At 45.4% G+C, this 19013-nt stretch carries 20 protein-coding genes and 1 tRNA gene; 14 read left to right on the top strand and 7 right to left on the bottom strand.

The genetic code is table 11. The features are described 5' to 3' along the window. Positions 1–24: 24 nt before the first annotated feature. Both AB1S55_RS05640 and AB1S55_RS05635 read left to right on the top strand, forming a co-directional pair. A complete protein-coding gene (locus AB1S55_RS05640) occupies positions 25–1254 on the top strand; it encodes a hypothetical protein (protein WP_370980818.1) in 1230 nt (409 codons plus the stop codon). Between the two features lie 12 nt (positions 1255–1266). After that, positions 1267–1677, top strand: a complete 411-nt coding sequence (locus AB1S55_RS05635) for a phosphate ABC transporter substrate-binding protein (protein WP_370980817.1) — start codon at positions 1267–1269, stop codon at positions 1675–1677. Positions 1678–1760: 83 nt separating this feature from the next. On the opposite strand, the gene gcvH is transcribed toward AB1S55_RS05635, so the two are convergent. After that, positions 1761–2147 carry a glycine cleavage system protein GcvH gene (gene gcvH, locus AB1S55_RS05630; RefSeq protein ID WP_370980816.1) on the bottom strand — a complete coding sequence of 129 codons (387 nt, stop codon included), beginning with the start codon at positions 2145–2147 and terminating at the stop codon, positions 1761–1763. Positions 2148–2175: 28 nt separating this feature from the next. Then, a complete protein-coding gene (gene gcvT, locus AB1S55_RS05625; protein WP_370980815.1) occupies positions 2176–3255 on the bottom strand; it encodes a glycine cleavage system aminomethyltransferase GcvT in 1080 nt (359 codons plus the stop codon). Between the two features lie 193 nt (positions 3256–3448). Here gcvT and AB1S55_RS05620 point away from each other — a divergent pair, with 193 nt between their 5' ends. The 8 genes from AB1S55_RS05620 (at position 3449) to AB1S55_RS05585 (ending at position 9446) form a co-directional block, all read left to right on the top strand. Continuing rightward, on the top strand, positions 3449–4336 hold the full coding sequence (locus tag AB1S55_RS05620) for an alpha/beta hydrolase (protein WP_370980814.1): 888 nt from the start codon (positions 3449–3451) through the stop codon (positions 4334–4336). Between the two features lie 67 nt (positions 4337–4403). After that, complete coding sequence (mutY, locus tag AB1S55_RS05615) at positions 4404–5441, top strand: A/G-specific adenine glycosylase (RefSeq protein WP_370980813.1); 1038 nt, start codon at positions 4404–4406, stop codon at positions 5439–5441. Positions 5442–5458: 17 nt separating this feature from the next. Next, a complete protein-coding gene (locus AB1S55_RS05610) occupies positions 5459–5929 on the top strand; it encodes an OsmC family protein (RefSeq protein ID WP_370980812.1) in 471 nt (156 codons plus the stop codon). A 24-nt stretch (positions 5930–5953) separates the two neighbouring features. Continuing rightward, complete coding sequence (locus AB1S55_RS05605; protein ID WP_370980811.1) at positions 5954–6232, top strand: oxidative damage protection protein; 279 nt, start codon at positions 5954–5956, stop codon at positions 6230–6232. 80 nt (positions 6233–6312) lie between these two features. Further along, positions 6313–6388, top strand: a tRNA-Phe gene (locus AB1S55_RS05600). 150 nt (positions 6389–6538) lie between these two features. Continuing rightward, entirely contained in the window at positions 6539–7792 is a 1254-nt protein-coding gene (locus AB1S55_RS05595) for an ABC transporter substrate-binding protein (RefSeq protein WP_370980810.1), read from the top strand. A gap of 104 nt (positions 7793–7896) precedes the next feature. Further along, positions 7897–8250, top strand: a complete 354-nt coding sequence (locus tag AB1S55_RS05590) for a hypothetical protein (protein ID WP_370980809.1) — start codon at positions 7897–7899, stop codon at positions 8248–8250. Between the two features lie 8 nt (positions 8251–8258). Continuing rightward, positions 8259–9446, top strand: coding sequence for a murein transglycosylase A (locus AB1S55_RS05585; RefSeq protein WP_370980808.1), 1188 nt, complete (start codon positions 8259–8261; stop codon positions 9444–9446). 78 nt (positions 9447–9524) lie between these two features. On the opposite strand, the gene AB1S55_RS05580 is transcribed toward AB1S55_RS05585, so the two are convergent. Together AB1S55_RS05580 and AB1S55_RS05575 are read right to left on the bottom strand one after the other, a co-directional pair. Continuing rightward, positions 9525–11234, bottom strand: a complete 1710-nt coding sequence (locus AB1S55_RS05580; protein WP_370980807.1) for a sodium/solute symporter — start codon at positions 11232–11234, stop codon at positions 9525–9527. Between the two features lie 170 nt (positions 11235–11404). Beyond that, positions 11405–12538, bottom strand: coding sequence for an aldose epimerase family protein (locus AB1S55_RS05575; protein ID WP_370980806.1), 1134 nt, complete (start codon positions 12536–12538; stop codon positions 11405–11407). A 179-nt stretch (positions 12539–12717) separates the two neighbouring features. Between AB1S55_RS05575 and AB1S55_RS05570 the strand changes: the two genes are divergently transcribed. After that, positions 12718–13206: a hypothetical protein gene (locus AB1S55_RS05570; RefSeq protein ID WP_370980805.1), complete on the top strand. Its 489-nt coding sequence runs from the start codon at positions 12718–12720 to the stop codon at positions 13204–13206. Between the two features lie 14 nt (positions 13207–13220). On the opposite strand, the gene AB1S55_RS05565 is transcribed toward AB1S55_RS05570, so the two are convergent. Then, positions 13221–13544, bottom strand: a complete 324-nt coding sequence (locus AB1S55_RS05565) for a J domain-containing protein (RefSeq protein WP_370980804.1) — start codon at positions 13542–13544, stop codon at positions 13221–13223. Between the two features lie 140 nt (positions 13545–13684). Next, positions 13685–15937, bottom strand: coding sequence for a multiheme c-type cytochrome (locus AB1S55_RS05560; protein WP_370980803.1), 2253 nt, complete (start codon positions 15935–15937; stop codon positions 13685–13687). A gap of 91 nt (positions 15938–16028) precedes the next feature. Between AB1S55_RS05560 and AB1S55_RS05555 the strand changes: the two genes are divergently transcribed. Beyond that, positions 16029–16736, top strand: a complete 708-nt coding sequence (locus AB1S55_RS05555; protein ID WP_370980802.1) for an SDR family NAD(P)-dependent oxidoreductase — start codon at positions 16029–16031, stop codon at positions 16734–16736. Here AB1S55_RS05555 and AB1S55_RS05550 read toward each other — a convergent pair. Then, on the bottom strand, positions 16617–17192 hold the full coding sequence (locus tag AB1S55_RS05550) for a 2-amino-4-hydroxy-6-hydroxymethyldihydropteridine diphosphokinase (protein WP_370980801.1): 576 nt from the start codon (positions 17190–17192) through the stop codon (positions 16617–16619). The two genes, AB1S55_RS05555 and AB1S55_RS05550, sit on opposite strands and share 120 nt — an antisense overlap. A gap of 94 nt (positions 17193–17286) precedes the next feature. Here AB1S55_RS05550 and AB1S55_RS05545 point away from each other — a divergent pair, with 94 nt between their 5' ends. After that, positions 17287–17661: a hypothetical protein gene (locus tag AB1S55_RS05545; protein WP_370980800.1), complete on the top strand. Its 375-nt coding sequence runs from the start codon at positions 17287–17289 to the stop codon at positions 17659–17661. A gap of 134 nt (positions 17662–17795) precedes the next feature. Next, positions 17796–18845, top strand: coding sequence for an aldose epimerase family protein (locus AB1S55_RS05540; RefSeq protein ID WP_370980799.1), 1050 nt, complete (start codon positions 17796–17798; stop codon positions 18843–18845). Positions 18846–19013: the final 168 nt, after the last annotated feature.

The raw sequence follows: 19013 nt of genomic DNA, 5'->3' as shown, positions 1-19013 counted from the left end.
TTTACGTCCTCAAGGAGAAACACCATGGGCAAACTCAACGGAGCATACGCTCTGGCAAGCAGCGTATGCTTAGGGCTTTGTGCACCACTTGCGCTCGCTTCAGATTTACAATGGAACGGTTTTATGAGCGCAGGCGGCGGTATGGCCAGTGAAGATGGTCTCGCCGGTTATGATGAAGACCTGAGTTTCAATAACGAAACCATTTTGGGCCTTCAACTTAAGGGCTCTATTAGTGACAAGCTCTCAGCAACAGGCCAATTAGTTGCGCGTGGCACAGAAGATATGAAGGCCGAAATGGCTTGGGCCTACCTTTCTTATGCCGCAACAGACAACACAACATTAAGACTCGGACGCTTTCGAACCCCCTTCTATTTATACTCAGATTTTCTCGAAGTCGGTTATGCCTACCACTGGATTAGCCCACCAAGCGATGTTTATTCTCTGCCTGCAGATAGTATTGACGGTATTGATATCGTTAATAACAGCTCCTTTGCAGGCATTGATTTAACCACCCAGTTTTACGTAGGTTCGATTAACAGCGGATTTACGCAAGGAGGAGAAGAAATAGACACCCGCATCCGTGATCAAGCCGGTCTGGCATTAACCTTTAACTGGGAATGGCTCACTTTGCGCCTCAGCCATCATGAAGCCCAAAAAGTGAGCTTTAACGGTTTAGAAAATGTCTATGTTGACCCAGCCATAGGTACTATTGGTGATTTACAAGACGCACTTAACGCTATGAGCGCAGGTTTAAATGACCCAGGTTATACCCAAGCCGCCAATAATCTCAGTGTGCAAGATGAGCGCTTCACATTTGATGAAATGGGTGTAAAAGTTGAATGGAATAACTTGCTTGTTGTAGCAGAAATGACTCAGCTTAAAGCGGATTCAGGCCCTCTAGGTCAACAGAACAGAGCTTATGTAAGTGTGGGTTATACATTTGGACCTGTCATGCTGCACGTTACTCAGTCCCAAGCCAACGATGATGCAGCAGATATTGCCGATACAATTACGGTCTTAGACCCTGCCATTTATGGCCCCACACTAGCCGCGCAAACAGCAGGCATGGCCATGGCTGTTGATGGCCTTGCCCAAAACTTTGTGGCCACGGATAGAACCACCAATACCGTTGGTATGCGCTGGGATTTCACACCGGGAGCTGCGTTTAAACTGGAAGTATCAGATATTGATGACGCCACTGACGCCGACGCCAGCGGTCAAATATATCGCTTTGTTGTCGACACCGTATTTTAAGGAGGCCTAATAATGAAAAAGTTAATTCTAATTTTAGGCCTTGTTGGCTTTTGTGCTAGCAGCAGTGCCGAAGTAGCCGTCATTGTTTCTAACAGTTCCAGCATCAGTGCGGCCGATGTAAAAGAACTTGAACGTCTTTATCTAGGTAAAACGAAAAAGATAGGCGGCGTAAACGCCACCCCCGTCAACCAAAAAGATGGCAGCGGTGCGGCTAGCGGTTTTAATCGTGCAGTGCTAAATAAAAGCAACAGCCAAATCAAAGCGTATTGGTCAAAACTGGTTTTTACAGGGAAGGGAACGCCACCTAAAGAGCTTGATGGCGATGCCGCAGTAATCGCAGAAGTCGCAGGCAATCCTAATTTAATAGGCTATGTTGATGCGGCATCAGTAACTGCAGATGTAAAAGTACTAGGCAAATTTTAGTACAAGCCTCTAGTAAGCTAATTAAACAGCAAAAACAAAAAAGGGCTCTAATTAAGAGCCCTTTTTTTGTACAGCATAGAAATTTAGTCTTCGGCGCCAGCCTTATAAGCCTCAGCATCTAAAGCATTATCAAGTTCACCCAACTCCGTTGGCTGAACTTTAAAAAACCAACCGTCATCATAAGGGCTAGCATTAACGGTTTCAGGAGCCTCTTCAAGCACTTCATTAATGGCAATGACCTCTCCACTAACAGGGGAGAATATATCTGATGCCGCTTTAACACTTTCAACAACGCCGGCTTCAGCATTCGCCACGACTTCCGATCCAACCTCTGGTAATTCAACAAAAACCACATCACCTAATGCTTCTTGCGCCAAGTCGGTAATACCAACAGTTACAGTACCATCGGCTTCAACACGGGCCCACTCGTGGCTCGCTAGGTATTTCAGCTCGTCTCGTAATTCACTCATAGTAAGGCCTCAATAATAGTTCTAATTCTTAAAATACTTTGGCGCCATTGCGCACAAAACACGGTTTAACTAACTCAACTGCAATCACTTTATTGCGAATCATTACTTCACACTCACCCTCAAACTCAACAGGCACACGGGCCAATGCTATCGATGTTGCAAGTGTAGGAGAAAAACTACCACTGGTAATCACTCCCTTTAAATCAGATCCGTTCATAAGCACTTCTTGTTCCGCGCGAAGCACACCTTTACCCTTTATCACTAAACCAACCAATTTATTAATTGGCCCAGCTAAACGCTGCTCATCCAAAGCTTGACGCCCAACAAAAGTCCGAGCTTCAGGCTGCATAGCTAAAGTCCAAACCATATTAGCCTCAAGAGGACTAACGCTGTCATCCATTTCATGGCCGTACAAATTCATACCAGCCTCTAAACGCAAGGTATCTCTGGCACCTAAACCACAAGGGATAATACCGGCTTCTGTCAATTGCCTCGCAAATGCCTCACTCTTATTTGCGGGTAACATAATTTCATAGCCATCTTCACCGGTATAGCCAGTACGGGCCACAAAAAACACTTCATCGTCAACCTGCACAAGAGCACCGACAAAAACAGCAAGCTCAGGAACAGCGATCAATGAATCCACTATGCTTCTGGCTTTTGGCCCCTGAACAGCAATCATCGCACAGTCATCACGCTCAACAAGTTCCACGTTATAGGCTTCGGCTTGCTTATTCATCCAAGCCAAATCTTTCTCACGCGTTGCACAGTTAACAACTACTCGATAACCAAAATCCATAAGGTAGACAATTAAGTCATCTATGACGCCGCCCTTCTCATTGAGCATGCCGCTATATAAAGCCTTACCAACTTGCTTGAGCTTAGCTACGTCATTAGCCAACAGATACTGTAAATAGGCTTGCGCATCGTCACCCTGAACATCGATCACCGTCATATGGCTCACATCAAACCAGCCCGCATGTTTGCGCACTTGATGATGCTCTTCCATTTGCGAGCCGTAATGCAAAGGCATATTCCAGCCACCAAAATCAACCAGCTTGCCACCAAGTTCACGGTGTAAATTAACCAAAGCAGTTTCTTTTAGCATGATGACTCTCGATCGGATCTTAAAGGCGCGCATTGTAGCTGATCAAGCCTATTCATAACATAGGCATTTCCCCCCCCTCGGCATACCAAAAAAAATAGGGATGCTAGCTAGGCCAGCACGAACTAATGACGCCTAGTGTTTAATAGTCCACAATGCAAAAATATAAATAATACAAACGCAAGGATTGCGGGTAATGAGCATACTCAAACATTTATTAGTGCTAGCCATAGGGTCGATGCTACTTGCCTGCGGAGGTGCTGGAAAAACTGAACTGCCGGAACTTTTTAGGCCCTCACCTATAGCTTCACCTTCACCTATAGCGTCGCCATCTCCAGCGGCATCGCCATCACCTACAGCCTCTCCAAGCCCTATAGTCTGGGATGACGGTTCACAACTCATTCTAAATCAGCGTATTTATTCTGCCGAAACCAATTACAAGTATCGTTATCACGTCTATCTACCATCGACGTATTCAAGCAGTAATCGCAACTACCCCCTGCTTATCAAGACTGACGGCCAATGGGGCTGGCAGGGGTGGACCGAAGCTATAGCCAACGCAGGTCGTCAGCTTATTTTAGTAGCCATAGAAGACGGCGGCCGTCGCGCTTTCGACTACACTCTTCCAAATGCTGAAGACTATATTAAATTCTTACGTGAAGATTTAGTTATTGAGCTGGAAGGGAACTACCGTATTGATAGTAATAACCGAACCTTACAAGGCTATAGCTATGGAGGGCTCATGTCAGGTTTAGCCCTACTTTTGGACGACCCTTTGAAACCCACTTTTCACAATATATTGTCCTACGATGGCGCTTTTTGGGATAAACAAGCTGAGATCTGGACAATGATTGATGATCGACGCGCCATAAATCGCAACATGCCAACTAAGCTTGTTCTCACCGGCGCCACACAACAAGGAAATAGCGATATTGTTGCTGCCTTTGCCAACAAATTAAAACAAAAAAACTTCAAAGACTTAAGGATCAGCGAGTTCTATTTTGATGTAAACCACAGCGTTGCGTCCGGCACCTCTCTTGAGCCATCTCTCGATGCTATCTATGGAGAAAACGGCCCAGAGTGAGGAAAAAAATAATCTCAACTAGAGCCTTAAAGGCAAACATGCATAATGTGCAGGCAAAGGAGAACTTATGCCCGCACATTTTTCATTTAGCCACGCCCTACTACTCTGGTTTGATCAGCACGGTCGCCATAACCTACCATGGCAACAAAATAGCAGCCCCTATACAACCTGGCTAAGCGAAGTCATGCTGCAACAAACACAAGTAGCAACTGTTATCCCTTATTTTGAACGCTTTTGTGAGCACTTCCCAACGGTTCAAGACCTTGCCAGTGCAGATCCCGACGAAGTCATGCACTTATGGACAGGCCTTGGTTATTACAGCCGTGCTCGCAACCTTCATCGCTGTGCACAGGAAGTTGTTGAACGCTTCGATGGGTATTTTCCAAACTCTACGGATGAGCTTGTTAAGCTACCGGGCATAGGCCCATCAACTGCGGCTGCCATTGCCAGCATCGCTTTTGGACAAAGCACTGCCATTATGGACGGCAATGTAAAAAGAGTACTGACCCGCTTTCACGCTATTGAAGGCTGGCCTGGAAAAAAAGAAATAGAAAAGAAGCTCTGGCATCTGGCACAAGAACACATGCCCAAAGAGCGCTGCGCGGATTACACCCAAGCGATTATGGACTTAGGCGCCACACTCTGCACCCGCAGTAAACCTAAGTGTGCAGAGTGCCCAATGAGCCAACAATGCCAAGCAAAAGCACTAGAACGAGTCAATGAGTTCCCTTACTCAAAACCTAAAAAGGCCAAACCCAGCAAAGAAATACAAATGTTACTTATATACAACTTGAGTGGAGAGGTTGCCCTTGAACTTCGCCCAAGCAGTGGAATTTGGGGAGGCTTATGGAGCCTACCTGAGCTAGACACAAATGAAAGCGTGGAAGACTATGTTGAGCAAGCATTCGGATCCATCCGTCACATTGAAAAACGAAAAAGCTTCAAACACGTCTTTTCTCACTACAACCTGATCATTAACCCTGTCGACGTACATCTCGGCAAACTCAACGAACAGGTTCGAGAAAACAACCTACTCTGGTACAACCCCCACTTCCCACAACGAGTTGGTTTGGCGGCTCCGGTGAAAACACTACTTAACACTTAATTCAGTAAGGAGGCCTTATGTCGACCTATCAGGCACAAGTAAAATGGCAACGCGCCAAAGATGAAGGCTATATCGACAACAAGTACAGCCGAGCACACCTCTGGCAATTCGACGGAGGCTTAAGTGTCGCCGCGTCATCCTCCCCCCATATCGTGCCAGAACCTTATTCTGTAGCGGCTAATGTTGACCCAGAAGAAGCCTTTATAGCCTCAATCTCTAGCTGCCACATGCTGTTCTTTCTTTCGATTGCGGCCAAAAGAGGATTCATCGTTGATAGCTATCTCGATAAAACAGAAGGTTACATGGGTAAAGACCAAAGTGGTTGTATTTCAATCACCCAAGTTAGACTGAACCCCCACATTATATTTTCTGCTGATACATGCCCTTCCAGTAAAGATATTGATAACATTCACCATCAAGCACACCAACAGTGTTTTATTGCCAACTCCGTTAAAGCGGAAATAATCATCAATAGCACAACAAGCTAAGCATCGAGTACAACTAGGATACCTATGAGCCGCACTGTTTTTTGCCGAAAATACAAACAAGACCTGCCCGGTCTCGCCGTGCCTCCCTTACCTGGGGCGAAAGGCCAAGAGCTATTTGAGCATATCAGTGCTCAAGCTTGGCAAGAATGGCTAGCCAAACAAACCATGCTTATTAATGAAAAACAGCTCAACCTAATGGACATGACTGCACGTGCTTATTTGGCCGAACAAATGCAAAAATTCTTCGCAAATGAAGATACCGACACAATCGAAGGTTATGTTCCACCAAAGAACAACGATTAGGGCTTGACTCCTTCTTCTCTTGCAGGTTTAATACGCGCCTCGTTTCGCCAAGCCCTAAACGAAAGGGTTAAGCAAACATTGCCCGGATAGCTCAGTCGGTAGAGCAGGGGATTGAAAATCCCCGTGTCGGTGGTTCGATTCCGCCTCCGGGCACCATAAAAATAAAAAAAGCTCGACAGAAATGTCGGGCTTTTTTTATGCCTGGAATGTATGCATAGCGTACAATTAACAACTCGCAGCTAGAACAACGGATGTCGTTAAGCTTTACCGCCTAAATTATCGAGCAGCTTACAAAGGAAGTTTACAGTGCCCCGGGTCACCAACAGCATCGTAAGACTAGCAATCAGCGCTCTAGCTTTGTTGCTATCAACATCCATATCCGCAAAACAGCACATTCAAATTGCCACTCTTATTAATAATGGCAAACACCGAACAGTACTGCATCAATTAGAGCGTTTATTCGAGCAGCGCCACCCTGATGTTGAACTCGATTTTGTAATGTACAGCACCCACGAATATGAAGCAGCTGTACCACTTTGGTTAGAGCAAGGAGACGGGCCAGACCTTATGTTCTGGTACGGAGGCCAGCGCGTTGACCATTTTGCCAAGCAAGGGCAACTCAAAGATATAAGCGATTTTTGGAAAGAGCACAAACTCATTGAGCAGTACCCCCAAGCCTTAATTGACTCAGTCAGTTATGAGCAAGGTATTTATGCCATTCCAGTGAGTAGCCTATATAGCGGCCTTTATTACAACACAAAGGTTTTTGAAAAATACCAAATAAAGCCTCCCACAACATGGCAAGAAACCTTAGATAGCTGCAAAATCTTACGCAAAAATAATGTTGATCTTTTTAACCTTGGCAGTAAGACAGCCTGGCTAACCCACGGATGGTTTGACTATATCAACCTAAGGGTAAACGGCTTAACATTTCACCGTGAACTCTTAAGCGGAAAAATTAGCTTCACCGACCCGCGCGTAAAAGACAGCCTCTCTCACTGGAAAGAGCTTCTTGTTAACCAGTGTTTTAATGCCAACCATCAAGCTTATGACAAGCTACAAGCTTTTCCGCGTATGGTTCATGGCTTCTCAGCTATGACCATGGCTGACTCAACCTCCCACAACCTGCCACAAGCAAAGTTGCGAGATATTGACGTAGTCGAATTCCCTCAAATTAAAGAGGGTATTCCTAACTACACGCTCGCCCCGATAGATGTTTTTATCGTTCCTGCCTATATCAATATGACAGCCGAAATGGAAGACCTATTGCTTTACATCGCCAATGACGAATTCCAACAAGCACTGAACCCAACCATCCAGCGCCTATCTGCACGCATTGATAACATGCAGTACGACTCTCTACTACAAAGAAAGTCGGCTGAAATTATGGCAAGTTCGCCAGGTGGTATACAGTTCTTTGATAGAGACACAGACATTGAGTTTGCTCAACACACACCCGCTATTTTTGTTGAGTTCCTAATTCATCAAGACATAGAGAAAACAAGTAAAGAGCTAGAAACCCTCAGACTTGAAGTTTTTGGACCTATTACAGATCAATAAACCCCATCCCACCTTATAGGCCGTTATTGGGCTTAAATCTTAGCTGCACATTACGAATAGCAACTAGGTATACTAAGCCTATTTATACATTCAGGCTTTAATACATGTCTCCTGCAAAACAAGCCGCACTTTATTCGGCACTAATTTATCCTGGAGCCGGGCTTTGGCATCTTCGCCGCCATACATTTGCCTTAGTCTTTATAGTACCGGCAACACTCGCTTTAATTATCGTCTTAATAGGCGTCTGGCAAATTGCCAATGTAGTTGCGGACCAAGCTGTACAAGAAATACTACAAAGCGGTAAATTCAACATCAATATAGCAGACATAATGCAAAGCATACGTGAAGGCATCTCAACAAAACCAGAACTTGTAAAAGCTAAGTGGGTTCTTCTTATAATCTGGCTTATTAGTATTATCACAAGCTATATGTACGGCTTGAAATCTGATCGAAAGTGAGAAATTCATTGAACGCTACACGTACTATTAAGCTAGGTTTAAGTGTTTGTCTAACATTTATAATTACTGCCTGCCACCAAAGCAGTGAGCAAGTAGACGAGAGAGAAAATCAAGCACAAATTGAGCTAAAAGAAACAAGCTTTGAAAACCTACCAAACTGGCAGCATGATGATCTTAGTGCTGCCCTATTAAGCTTTAAGCAAAGCTGTATAAAAATATCGACAACAAACCAAGAGCTGCCTTTACTGTCTCAAATAACTATAAACACAGAAATAAACACCCATCTAGCCTTACAAAAGGCATGTCAAAAAGCCAAACAAGTTCAAATAAAACCAGACTTAGCACGACAGTTTTTTGAACATAACTTTCAGCCCTGGCTCATAAGATCTGACAATAAAGAACAAGGACTTTTTACCGGCTACTACGAAGCCAGTGTTAATGCCTCGTATAATCAAAGTGCTAAGTACTCCAGTCCTATTCGTAAAAAACCCAAAGATTTAGTTACTGTTGACTTGGGTTTATTTAAACCCGAACTGGCTGGCCAGAACCTTGTTGGCCAAGTAGTTAACTCACGCCTGCAACCCTATCAAGAACGCAAAGATATTGAAGCTTCACATACAGACGATGACGAAGTATTACTTTGGCTAGATAGTGCAGTTGATAAATTCTTTTTACAAATCCAAGGCTCAGGCTTAGCTGAATTAGACAACGGCAACTTAGTCCGCATCGCTTATGCTGGTAACAACGGTCATAACTACAGCGCTATTGGTAAACCCCTTCTACAGCGAGGAGAGCTAAGCAAAGAAAGCATAAGCATGCAAAGCATCAAAGCCTGGCTCAATCATCACCCCGAGCAAGCAAAGCAGCTTATGAATACAAATAAACGCTATATCTTTTTTCGAGAGCACGCGGGCATGGGGCCTATAGGCGCACAGGACGTCGAACTAAGTGCAGAGCGATCACTAGCAATCGACCCAAGTTATTACGCTTATGGCCTGCCTTTTTTTGTTGACCTAGAACATCCACAAAAAGGCTCAAACAACATACAAAAGCTTGTTATTGCGCAAGACACTGGCTCAGCTATTAAAGGGCCGCTACGTGGTGATTTCTTTTGGGGCCACGGTCTTGCTGCAGAAGAAAATGCAGGCAAGATGAAAAGCCTAGGTAAGGCCTGGGTACTTCTACCTAAAAATTAAGCCAAAATAAAATAATTGAAAAACACAAAAAAGCCCGCAACTCAGGCGGGCTTCATTAGAGCTAAACAAGCTTAGACTCTACCAGAAAACCACATATAAAATACCGGTAAGAATTACCACAGCTCCACCCATCCACTTCGCCATAGGCGATGGCGTTAGATCGATATCTTTATTCTCTGGAAGCTGTACAGGCTCTGGCAGCGGTTTAAGCAAAGTGGCAATGGCGCAATAAATACAAACCAAGAAGAAACAAATCGCCATTCTATCCAAGAAACTTATTTCATCAGAGAACCACAAGCCAGCCTCAACGATAACTGGGCCCAACCACCATTTAATCAAACCATATAAAGAAGCATTAAGTACGATACCGCTCCAACCTAAGAAGCGAGGAGCGCGCGGCACCAACATACCAAATAAGAAAATAGCGATAATGCCGGAGCTAATAAAGCCCTGAAACTCCTGAATATAAGTAAAGATACCACCAAAGTCATCCAAAGATGGGGCGATAATCGCAGCGATTATGACAAATAAAACAACAAAGAAACGGCCAACAGAAGGCAAGTGCTCGTCTTTAGCCCCAGCAGGGAAGACCTTGCTATAAATATCCATCGTCATAATCGTCGAAGCTGAATTCAGCATTGACGCTAAAGAACTCACAATTGCACCAAAGATCGCAGCCAATACAAACCAGCTAATCCATGGATAAGGCTTAATTAGATTACGCAGCAAAGTAGGAAAGGCAGAGTCATAGTCATAACCGTTACCCGAAGCGGCGAGCAACTGATCAGAGTACAAATTAAAAGCAAGAATACCAGGAATCACTACCACAAAAGGTACTACCAACTTCAGCATTGCGGCAAAGATAATACCTTTTTGACCTTCCGCTAAAGACTTAGAACCCAAGGTACGCTGAATGATGTATTGGTTGAAGCCCCAATAAAACATGTTTGGAATCCACAGACCAACAATTAAAGCTGACCACGGAATCTCAGGATCATTAAGCGGGCGCACCATGTGTAATTTACCACCTTCAGCTGCGGAACCAGCATTGAGCATAGTAAAACGATCCCATGCGCCTGCGCTTTGCAACTCAGCAACATTAATATCTTTTAGCGTGGCTGTTTTGGCCAGCATTGCCGCATCAGCCGAGCCCAAAGCCTGGAAAGCAAGTACCGCAACTAGCGCACCACCAATAATTAAGGCTGCGCCCCAAACTAAATCCGTCCACGCACATGCTTTTAAACCACCGACAAAAACATAAGCTGCCGCTAGAGTCGCAATTAACCAACAAGAAGCAGTCAAATTACCAATCAACCACACATCGGTGTAATAACCTGAAATCACTTTAGCGCCAGAATAAATAACAGAAGCCGTTGGCACACCAACCAAAATCAACAAGGTGGTTGCAGCCATCACAAAGCGTGAGAACGAGCCATAGCGATACTCTAAAAATTCCGGAGCGGTATAAATACCCGTTTTAAGAAATTTAGGCAGGAACACAAAAGCCACAACCACCAAGGTTACTGCGGCCATCCACTCGTATGAAGCGATCGCCATGCCTAGCCAATCGGCAGCTTTACCGCTCATGCCAACAAACTGCTCAGTACTGATGTTTGCAGCAATCAAAGAGAAACCAACCAAGTACCAGCTTAGGCCGCGCCCCGCTAAAAAGTACTGACTCGCCTTACTACCGCCAACTTCCTCTTCACCTTGATTACTTTTCCATATACCCAGTGAGATCACCCCCACTACAGCAATGACAAACAAGCTGATTTCAATAATGTTCATGGATCCTGCCTTTTATTATTAAATTCCTGATCGTAAGTACGCTTTTAACATCACACTAACGGCCTTTAATCAATCAAATCTAGAACTGCTAAAAATAAAAAATGGCAGAAAACGAATCTCCTACCATCACTCAATATAAAACGATCTATATTAAGCCCCTGCTTAGCAATCTAGGGCTTAACACCAAAGCGGTAAATTACACGCTCATCATAACGACGATCAGGGCCAAAAATGGTACTTGGCAAATGAGGATAATTTACAGAATCCGGAATAAAGCCTGTCTCCATACAAAACCCCTTAAAAGGCGCGTACTCAATGCCGTACTTACCAGGCACCGAGTTATTCAAACCCATAGAGACATAAAAGGTCATGGTCGGAGATGTCGTACTCACATCCATAGTGCGGCCACTTTCAGGATCCCAAATACTGGCAATGGTTTTAAGCTCGCCATCTTTCTTATTCAAAATATAAGTCTGGTGATAACCACCTAAGGCGATCTCATCTAAATGCGCACCAATCTCAGTAGGCTCAATCAAATCAAAAGCCTCACCTCGTAAAGACTCAATGCGCCCCGTTTGCAAGGCACTGCTGTCATAAGCTGCATGGGTATCAGCATCAATACTTACAACATGCTTAAGCACGGTATCGCTGACCCCATTTAAATTAAAATAAGCGTGCTGAATATAATTTAAGGGAGTAGGCCTATCGGCACCGGCCTCAAAACGTAAATCAATGGCATTGTCTTCAGTCAATACATAAGTCAGAGTGGTACGAACCTCACCGGGAAAACCATGACTGCCATCAGGGGAAACATAGGTCAGTTGCAAACCTGGGCCATTGTCAGTGGTAATGGCCAAAGCAGTCCACAGGGCTCGCTGATACTCAAAACCGGCGTGGATACTATTCTCACCTTCATTTAAGGTAACTTGATATTGCTCACCTTCAAGCTCAAACTGACCGTTACGAATTCGATTATGATAACGCCCAATAACCGCGCCCATTCCGGCACGTTCACGCTGATAATCTTCTAAGGTAGGGTAACCCAAAGCGACATCGGCAAATTCACCGTTGCGATCAGGCACTAGGGCTTTAACGATCAGGGCGCCATAATTGCTTAATTGCAATTGCATGCCATTTTTATTTTGTAAGGTATAGAGGTTTACATCTTGGCCATCGATCTCCCCCCATTTTTCAGTGGCGATCAAGGCCGACTTATAAGCCGCGTTCATATTTGAAGAATCCGTTGACTGACAAGCGCTTAAACCGAAGAAAAAGCAGAGCCCCAGTAAGTGAGAAAGTTTCACATTAATCCCTGTTTGGTGCAATTTGCGGTTTTTATTAATATTTTCAATGGAGTATGCCACGTTAAAGAGGGATACTAAACCACCAAGCATGTAAAAACTGAGCTGTGTCAGTTACATGAAGCGCCACAATAACGATGTCGGTGCTAGGCTAATAAAAGGTAGGCTTAGAAGGCAGTAGCATGAGCCAGTTTGATTTTTTTGATGATTCCCCAACTAGTCCATCAGACTCGAAGATAGAGGGTCCGATTAAGGTACTGGTTATAGACGATGATGAGAGTGTTCACGATGTCACTCGCTTGGTATTGCGCCGTAAAACAGTCAACGGCCGCAAGATCGAATTACACAGCTGTCTCAGTGCGCGTGAAGCAAAAGAATTACTCTCTACAAAACACGATTTCTGCCTTGCGATTATCGACGTTATTATGGAAACCGAAGATGCTGGCCTTCGTTTAATCGACTGGATTCGAGAGCAGCCAACACTGAATACCATGACCTTGGTTGTTCGAACTGGGCAGCCAGGCGTAAACGTAGAAGAACCCAAAGTCGATCACTTGGACTTGCTCGAGTATTGCTACAAAACCTCCGTTAACGCATCAACACTAAAAGGCTGGGTCGATGAAGCAGCCAAGCGCTTTGAGCAAGTGCATAACACCCCCTCAAGCACCTAGCTCAAACAATAAGGTCAGGCCTCACACTTTAAGTTCGTGCCGATATAGTGCTCTGGCAGCTGCCAATGAAAACGGCGCTGACTACGTGAACCTTGGCGCTTGCGCCGACATGAGCGAGCACCATTATTAGAAGACTCTTCTGCCTGCTCCACTGTATCGCGGCTTGCCAGCACTTCAGCATAAGCCTGCTGCACAATCTTAAACATCTCCGTAGCCACTACAGATTGCTTATTTCGATCCGGATGATAAAACGCACTTAAACGGCGCCACGCCTGCTTTATTTCGGCATCAGTGGCAGCTTCATCAAGGCCAAGTATTTGATAACTAGCGCGCAACATAGGATTAAAAACAGACGTAACTACACGCCTTATAGCGAAACTCTAAGTAAATGAGCGGCTATATTACCAAACACACTTGAAATTTGGCGCCCTTTTCAACAAAAATAAGGAGAACTGGGTGCCAAATTTAAGCTCTGGCTCTAAGATCCATAGCGTTTACGCCATAAGCGTACTTGCGGGCTGAGCGGCGCTATCTGCTCCAAGGCGGGCAGATAGCGCGGAATGACTTCCGTTTTACGTGTTTTTTCTAAATAAAATACTAAGGTACTGAGCGTATCAAACTGCCCAGGCCAGCGCTTATCACTGCGCTGTAAGACTCGAACCGCTTCCAGAGTTCGGCCTTGGCTATCTAAAGCCACAGCGTAGACATAGAAGAAGCGCGGACTCACATCAACACTGTCATTACAGGCGGCTTTTAAATGCGTTAAAGCCAAATCGTAACGCTGCTGACGCACATAAAATAAACCCAAAGCATGCTGAGTAGCCGCACTCTCAGGCACAACAGACTCCGCTTTTTTCAAGAGTTTAAGCTCTTCTGCTTGCGCCGTGGCGCCACCTTGGCGACGGCTAAACTCAGCAAAGCCAAGTAGGGCTGGCACATAGGCGGGCTCCAACTCTAGCGCCTTTAAATATGCCTGACGAGCAGACTTAGCATCACCATCGAGCATGGCCAGTGCGGCTAGAACTTGTTGTGTCGAAGGGAAATCCAAACTGTAATCTAAGGAGCGACGATATTCTTCCAAAAGCGGCTGTACTTGCTTCTGAGCGTCGGGCTCTAACTCCGCATAGCTATCAACCAACTGAGAAGCCAACTCAAAGCGCACAGAACGGCTAGGGTCTTGCAGTAAGGTTTGTATCAATGGCCAGCGCATAGACATAGGGGCAATCGTAGAGCTGCTTAAAGCAGCTCTACGAACCATAGGCTCAGGGCTAGCAAGCTGCTCTTCAATGACAACTAATGCCTCTGGCAGAGGGTAATTTACTAAAGCACGCAATAACGCCGATTGAATTTGAGCGGGAAGCCCACGCTGACTGGCCTCAAGTGCCAAAGACTGAAAGCCCGAAGGGTCAAGGCGCAAAGCCTCATTCCAAGCCTGAACCCAAGCAGGCTCTTTTTGTGACCACTTCTGCTGGTTAAACACCTTACTCGCCCAAGCAAGGTCTTTGTCTTCATGACAGGTTAAACAAGCCAAAGGCGTTTGGTAACGCTCACTGACAGCAGGGCTGGGGATGTGAAAACGGTGATCTCGGCGAGGGTCAACAACCATGTAATCTCGCTCAAGCATATGGCAATCGACACATTGCACACCCTGTTTATGAGCGCTGTGTTCAACCGTTGCATAAGCATCAGGTAGATGGCAACTAGCGCATACCGCATCAGGCTCTGCTTTCAACTTACCCGTGTGGGCATTATGACAATCTGTACATTGCACGCCCTGATGCTGCATTTTGCTCTGCATAAAAGAGCCCAGTACATACACTTCATCCAAAATTTGGCCATCGCGAAAATATAAATTCGGATCGACAGGCTGTAGCAAGTATTTATCGTGATAGTCACCTTGCATATTGGCATCACCAATTTGCATACGGCGGCTGTGGCAGCCACCACACATATCAATCAGTTCAGAGTCCTGCGTAGAAGCAGAAGCCTGCTTGATAGGCTTAGCCACCTTGCTCTTGCCATCAAAAGCCCAAGCTATTTTCTCTGTTTGACTATAAGACAAAGCCTTATCAAGGCTAGCAGCCAGTTTATTTTGCTGAGCAAGCTCTACGTGCTCACTCGCAGGGCCATGACAAGCCTCACAACTAACATTAATTTCAGACCAAGTGGTGTTGTAGCTATTGTCGCTAGACTGATAATTTTTTTGCAAATTAGTTGAGTGGCAATCGGCACAGCGCCCATTCCAATTTTGAAAGCTACCAGCCCAGAAAAAGGGGTGCTCAACACTTATATTTTCGGTAGGTTGAAGGTGGAACCAACGCTGCCCGCCTTGAGACTCAGGGCGACTATCCCAAGCAATGTTTAAGGCCTGTAAATGGCCCTTACCTATATCCACCAAATACTGCTGCAAGGGAAAATAACCAAAGGTATAGAGCACCTCGTAGCGCTGCTGCTTCCCTTCAGGACCTATGCCCTCAAAAAAGAAACGATCATTTTCACGGCTAAACAACCACTGCATGCCATGAAACTCAAGCTGCTTGCCATCAAAAGCACCTAATACCGTCTCTTCAGTTGCATGAGCCATAGCCTTATAGTGATCACTCAACTGCCACTGCTGATGTTCTTGCTTATGACAGTCGATACAAGCTTCAGCGCCAACGTAGTCTCGCCCAGCCCAAGCCCAAGAAGCCACAACAAGAAAACAGGTGAATAAAACAACGTGCTTGAGCATATACATCGCAACCTTGCGAAAACTGATAGAAGTCGCACATCTTAGCGCAAAGCTGTTTTACACTAACAGCCGTAAATCAATGGAAAAGCTTATGAAGACCGCGATCATTACTGGAGCTAGCCGCCGTTTAGGGCTCTTTCTCTGCCAGCAACTACTTGATGCCGGTTGGCAGGTAGAAGCGATGACACGCAGCGCCTCAGAAGAACTACAGCAATTGGCTTGCAGCCAACTGCACATTCATGAACACTTTAGCTACGACAACGAGCAAATAGAACGAGTTAGCAATGCACTCAAAAAACGCTGCAAAAGCCTCGATCTTCTGATCAACAATGCCTCTATTTATGAAGCCGATGAGCAACACGAAGAAGAGTATTTAAGCTTCTACCAACGTTTATTTGCGATTCATATGCAACTGCCGGCACTACTAGCTAAAGATCTTGAAACCGCACTTAAAAAAGCCAAAGGCAATATTATTTCTATCACCGATATTTATGCTGATAATCCAAGTGCACCATCGAGCCTTTACTGCTCAACAAAAGCGGGCCTGCAAAACTTAAGCCTCGGACTAGCAAAAAAGCTAGCCCCCGAGGTTAGAGTCAACTGTATACAACCAGGCCCCATTAAGTTTTTAGATGAACACTCGGAAGCCCATAAAGAACAAGTACTCAGCGAAACGCTACTAGCTAGTGAGGGCGGATTCGGCCCAATCTATGAAACCGTGAGCTTCATCCTCAACAACCACTATTTGAGCGGCAGCTGCATCAAGGTGGACGGTGGCAGGTCGCTGATGCGCGGCTAAACCCCAAGGGCTTAAATCCACAAAAGGCCCTTCCAAGGCCAAGCAGGTTTGCACATAGGCTTCATTTGCCTGCTCAAAAAAAGACAAGGCAAAAGTCGAACTGGCAGCAATAATATCTATGTCCGCAGCGCGACTTTTGTTACTGCGCTGGGGGTCATCCCTGTCACGCCCCATACGGGTTTCTATTTCAACCAGCTGAGTCTTCACCTGTAGTAAATCTAAAGGGCTTTTTAATACCACTAAAGCATTCGCAAACATCCGTTCACTGACAATCTTTTCAGGCTCAGTAAAACAAAAGGGAAAGAGAGCCAAACAGCCAAATCGCCCCACTAACTCTTGCAGCATCTGCACTGCGCTGCGCTCAGGCTCTATATTGCTGCCCAGGCTTAAATAAAAATACATAGTTTTGATAACCGAATCGTCTGACTTTACCGCCAACCATAATGAACCGTTCATACCTTTCATTCCAGTTTGACTAAGCTTGCTTTACAAGTGCCCTTTTTGAGCAGTACTACCACGTATTACGTATTTACAGAGGTTGAGGAAGATAATGGCAGATAAGTCTTGGATGCTAAACCCTAAAGCCATCCGCCACGCCAAGGAATGTATTCACATCATTAAAGAGAATGAAGGCCTGCGCCTAAAATTAAGCCAGCCCGACTTCCTTCAAGTGCTACATGAATATGTAGATAAGCTGAATATACGCGAGCTAAATCAAGCTTACAGTGAGCTTATCGCAATGGCAGGTGTTGGTAACTTAATACACAACATGCCCGCTAAAGCCGTGGTTGCCCAAGCTATTGGCGATAATAGCAGCCCACGCCATCATGAGATGATAGAAGCAGCTAACGGCCAAAGTTATCCCAAATACCGCAACGGACTTCGCTTTAAAGGAGTTGATCGAGGTCTACCAAGTTACGGTTAAAACCTTATATGCGGCCAGTATCGCATCAATGCCTTGAATGCTGTGTCGCCGCGCCTTTTTAACTCGGTTATTATGTTGTTTTGAGCGGTGCCTAAGCACCGCTTATTCATATTCATTAGCAATACCGAGAACGCATGAACCCTGTCAGCTCACGCCCCTTTGGCACCCTGCCCGACGGCAGCAGTGCAAACCTCTACACCCTGTTCAACAAAAATGGCGTTAGCGCCACCGTTACCGATTACGGCGCAACCTTAGTTGGCTTAATGGCTCCAGGTCGCGGCGGAGAAAGCTGCGACATTATTGTTGGTTATTTTAATGTTGAGAGTTACGCCAAAAGCAATTTCTACATGGGAGCCACCATCGGTCGTTTTGGTAACCGTATTGCCAATGGCAAGTTTGAACTCAACGGTAAAAGCTACAACTTAGATTGTAATAATGGCCCCAACCATCTACATGGTGGTTTAGAAGGCTTTGATCAGCGCTTATGGAAAGCCAAAATGGCCGACGATGAACGCGCGGCTGTGACCATGACCCTAGTCAGTGAAGACGGTGATCAAGGTTATCCCGGCCGCGTAGAGGTTGAGCTTCGCTACGAACTTGATGACAACAACTGCCTGCACTGTGATATCAAAGCCACCAGTGATCAAGCGACGCCCATTAGCATGACCAATCACGCTTATTTTAATTTAGCTGGCGATGGCCCGATTGATGATCACTTACTGCAAATGAGTTGTGATCAGTACACCCCTTATGATGAAAACTGTATTCCTACTGGTGAAATAGCGAGTGTTGAGAATACCCCCTTTGATTTCAGAAAAGCTAAAACTCTTGGGCAAGACATTGATAGTGAGCACCCACAAATACAGATCGGTGCAGGCTTCGATCACAACTTTGTGAGTAAAAGTGATGGCAAAGAAATCGTCGATATTGCGGTGCTAAGCCTACCATCTAGCGGGCGCCAACTACGTATCGCTAGCAATGCCCCTGGCGCCCAGCTTTATACTGCCAACTACTTAGACGGCAGTCTGACAGGTAAAGGCCAAAGCCACCTGCGTCGCACTGCGGTTTGTGTAGAACCACAACATTTCCCAGACTCACCTAACAAGCCAGATTTCCCAAACTGTATTTTACAGCCCGGCGAAAGCTACGAGCACAGCATGCGTTTTTATGTAGAGCGCTGCTAAGCCAACTAGGGGCACAGAGCTGCCCCTAACTTTCCTACCTTCTAGAACCATGCCCCAAACAGCCCCTTAAATTGAGACAAAAATAAGGAACCTTTTTCCAGTAATTGCAATCATAAAGCATCTACCTTAGCGTAAGCACCACCCTGATTATTACAAGCGGAAGGCCCA

This window comes from Agaribacterium sp. ZY112 (assembly GCF_041346925.1).
Lineage (GTDB): Bacteria > Pseudomonadota > Gammaproteobacteria > Pseudomonadales > Cellvibrionaceae > Agaribacterium.
The sequence above is the reverse complement of the archived record's forward strand: the minus strand, read 5'-3'. Positions and strand labels throughout refer to the sequence as shown.

Coding starts and splice junctions, on each gene's coding strand:
- AB1S55_RS05640 (WP_370980818.1), top strand. CDS start 25: ATGGGCAAACTCAACGGAGCATACGCTCTGGCAAGCAGCGTATGCTTA.
- AB1S55_RS05635 (WP_370980817.1), top strand. CDS start 1,267: ATGAAAAAGTTAATTCTAATTTTAGGCCTTGTTGGCTTTTGTGCTAGC.
- gcvH (WP_370980816.1), bottom strand. CDS start 2,147: ATGAGTGAATTACGAGACGAGCTGAAATACCTAGCGAGCCACGAGTGG.
- gcvT (WP_370980815.1), bottom strand. CDS start 3,255: ATGCTAAAAGAAACTGCTTTGGTTAATTTACACCGTGAACTTGGTGGC.
- AB1S55_RS05620 (WP_370980814.1), top strand. CDS start 3,449: ATGAGCATACTCAAACATTTATTAGTGCTAGCCATAGGGTCGATGCTA.
- mutY (WP_370980813.1), top strand. CDS start 4,404: ATGCCCGCACATTTTTCATTTAGCCACGCCCTACTACTCTGGTTTGAT.
- AB1S55_RS05610 (WP_370980812.1), top strand. CDS start 5,459: ATGTCGACCTATCAGGCACAAGTAAAATGGCAACGCGCCAAAGATGAA.
- AB1S55_RS05605 (WP_370980811.1), top strand. CDS start 5,954: ATGAGCCGCACTGTTTTTTGCCGAAAATACAAACAAGACCTGCCCGGT.
- AB1S55_RS05590 (WP_370980809.1), top strand. CDS start 7,897: ATGTCTCCTGCAAAACAAGCCGCACTTTATTCGGCACTAATTTATCCT.
- AB1S55_RS05580 (WP_370980807.1), bottom strand. CDS start 11,234: ATGAACATTATTGAAATCAGCTTGTTTGTCATTGCTGTAGTGGGGGTG.
- AB1S55_RS05570 (WP_370980805.1), top strand. CDS start 12,718: ATGAGCCAGTTTGATTTTTTTGATGATTCCCCAACTAGTCCATCAGAC.
- AB1S55_RS05565 (WP_370980804.1), bottom strand. CDS start 13,544: ATGTTGCGCGCTAGTTATCAAATACTTGGCCTTGATGAAGCTGCCACT.
- AB1S55_RS05560 (WP_370980803.1), bottom strand. CDS start 15,937: ATGCTCAAGCACGTTGTTTTATTCACCTGTTTTCTTGTTGTGGCTTCT.
- AB1S55_RS05555 (WP_370980802.1), top strand. CDS start 16,029: ATGAAGACCGCGATCATTACTGGAGCTAGCCGCCGTTTAGGGCTCTTT.
- AB1S55_RS05550 (WP_370980801.1), bottom strand. CDS start 17,192: ATGAACGGTTCATTATGGTTGGCGGTAAAGTCAGACGATTCGGTTATC.
- AB1S55_RS05545 (WP_370980800.1), top strand. CDS start 17,287: ATGGCAGATAAGTCTTGGATGCTAAACCCTAAAGCCATCCGCCACGCC.
- AB1S55_RS05540 (WP_370980799.1), top strand. CDS start 17,796: ATGAACCCTGTCAGCTCACGCCCCTTTGGCACCCTGCCCGACGGCAGC.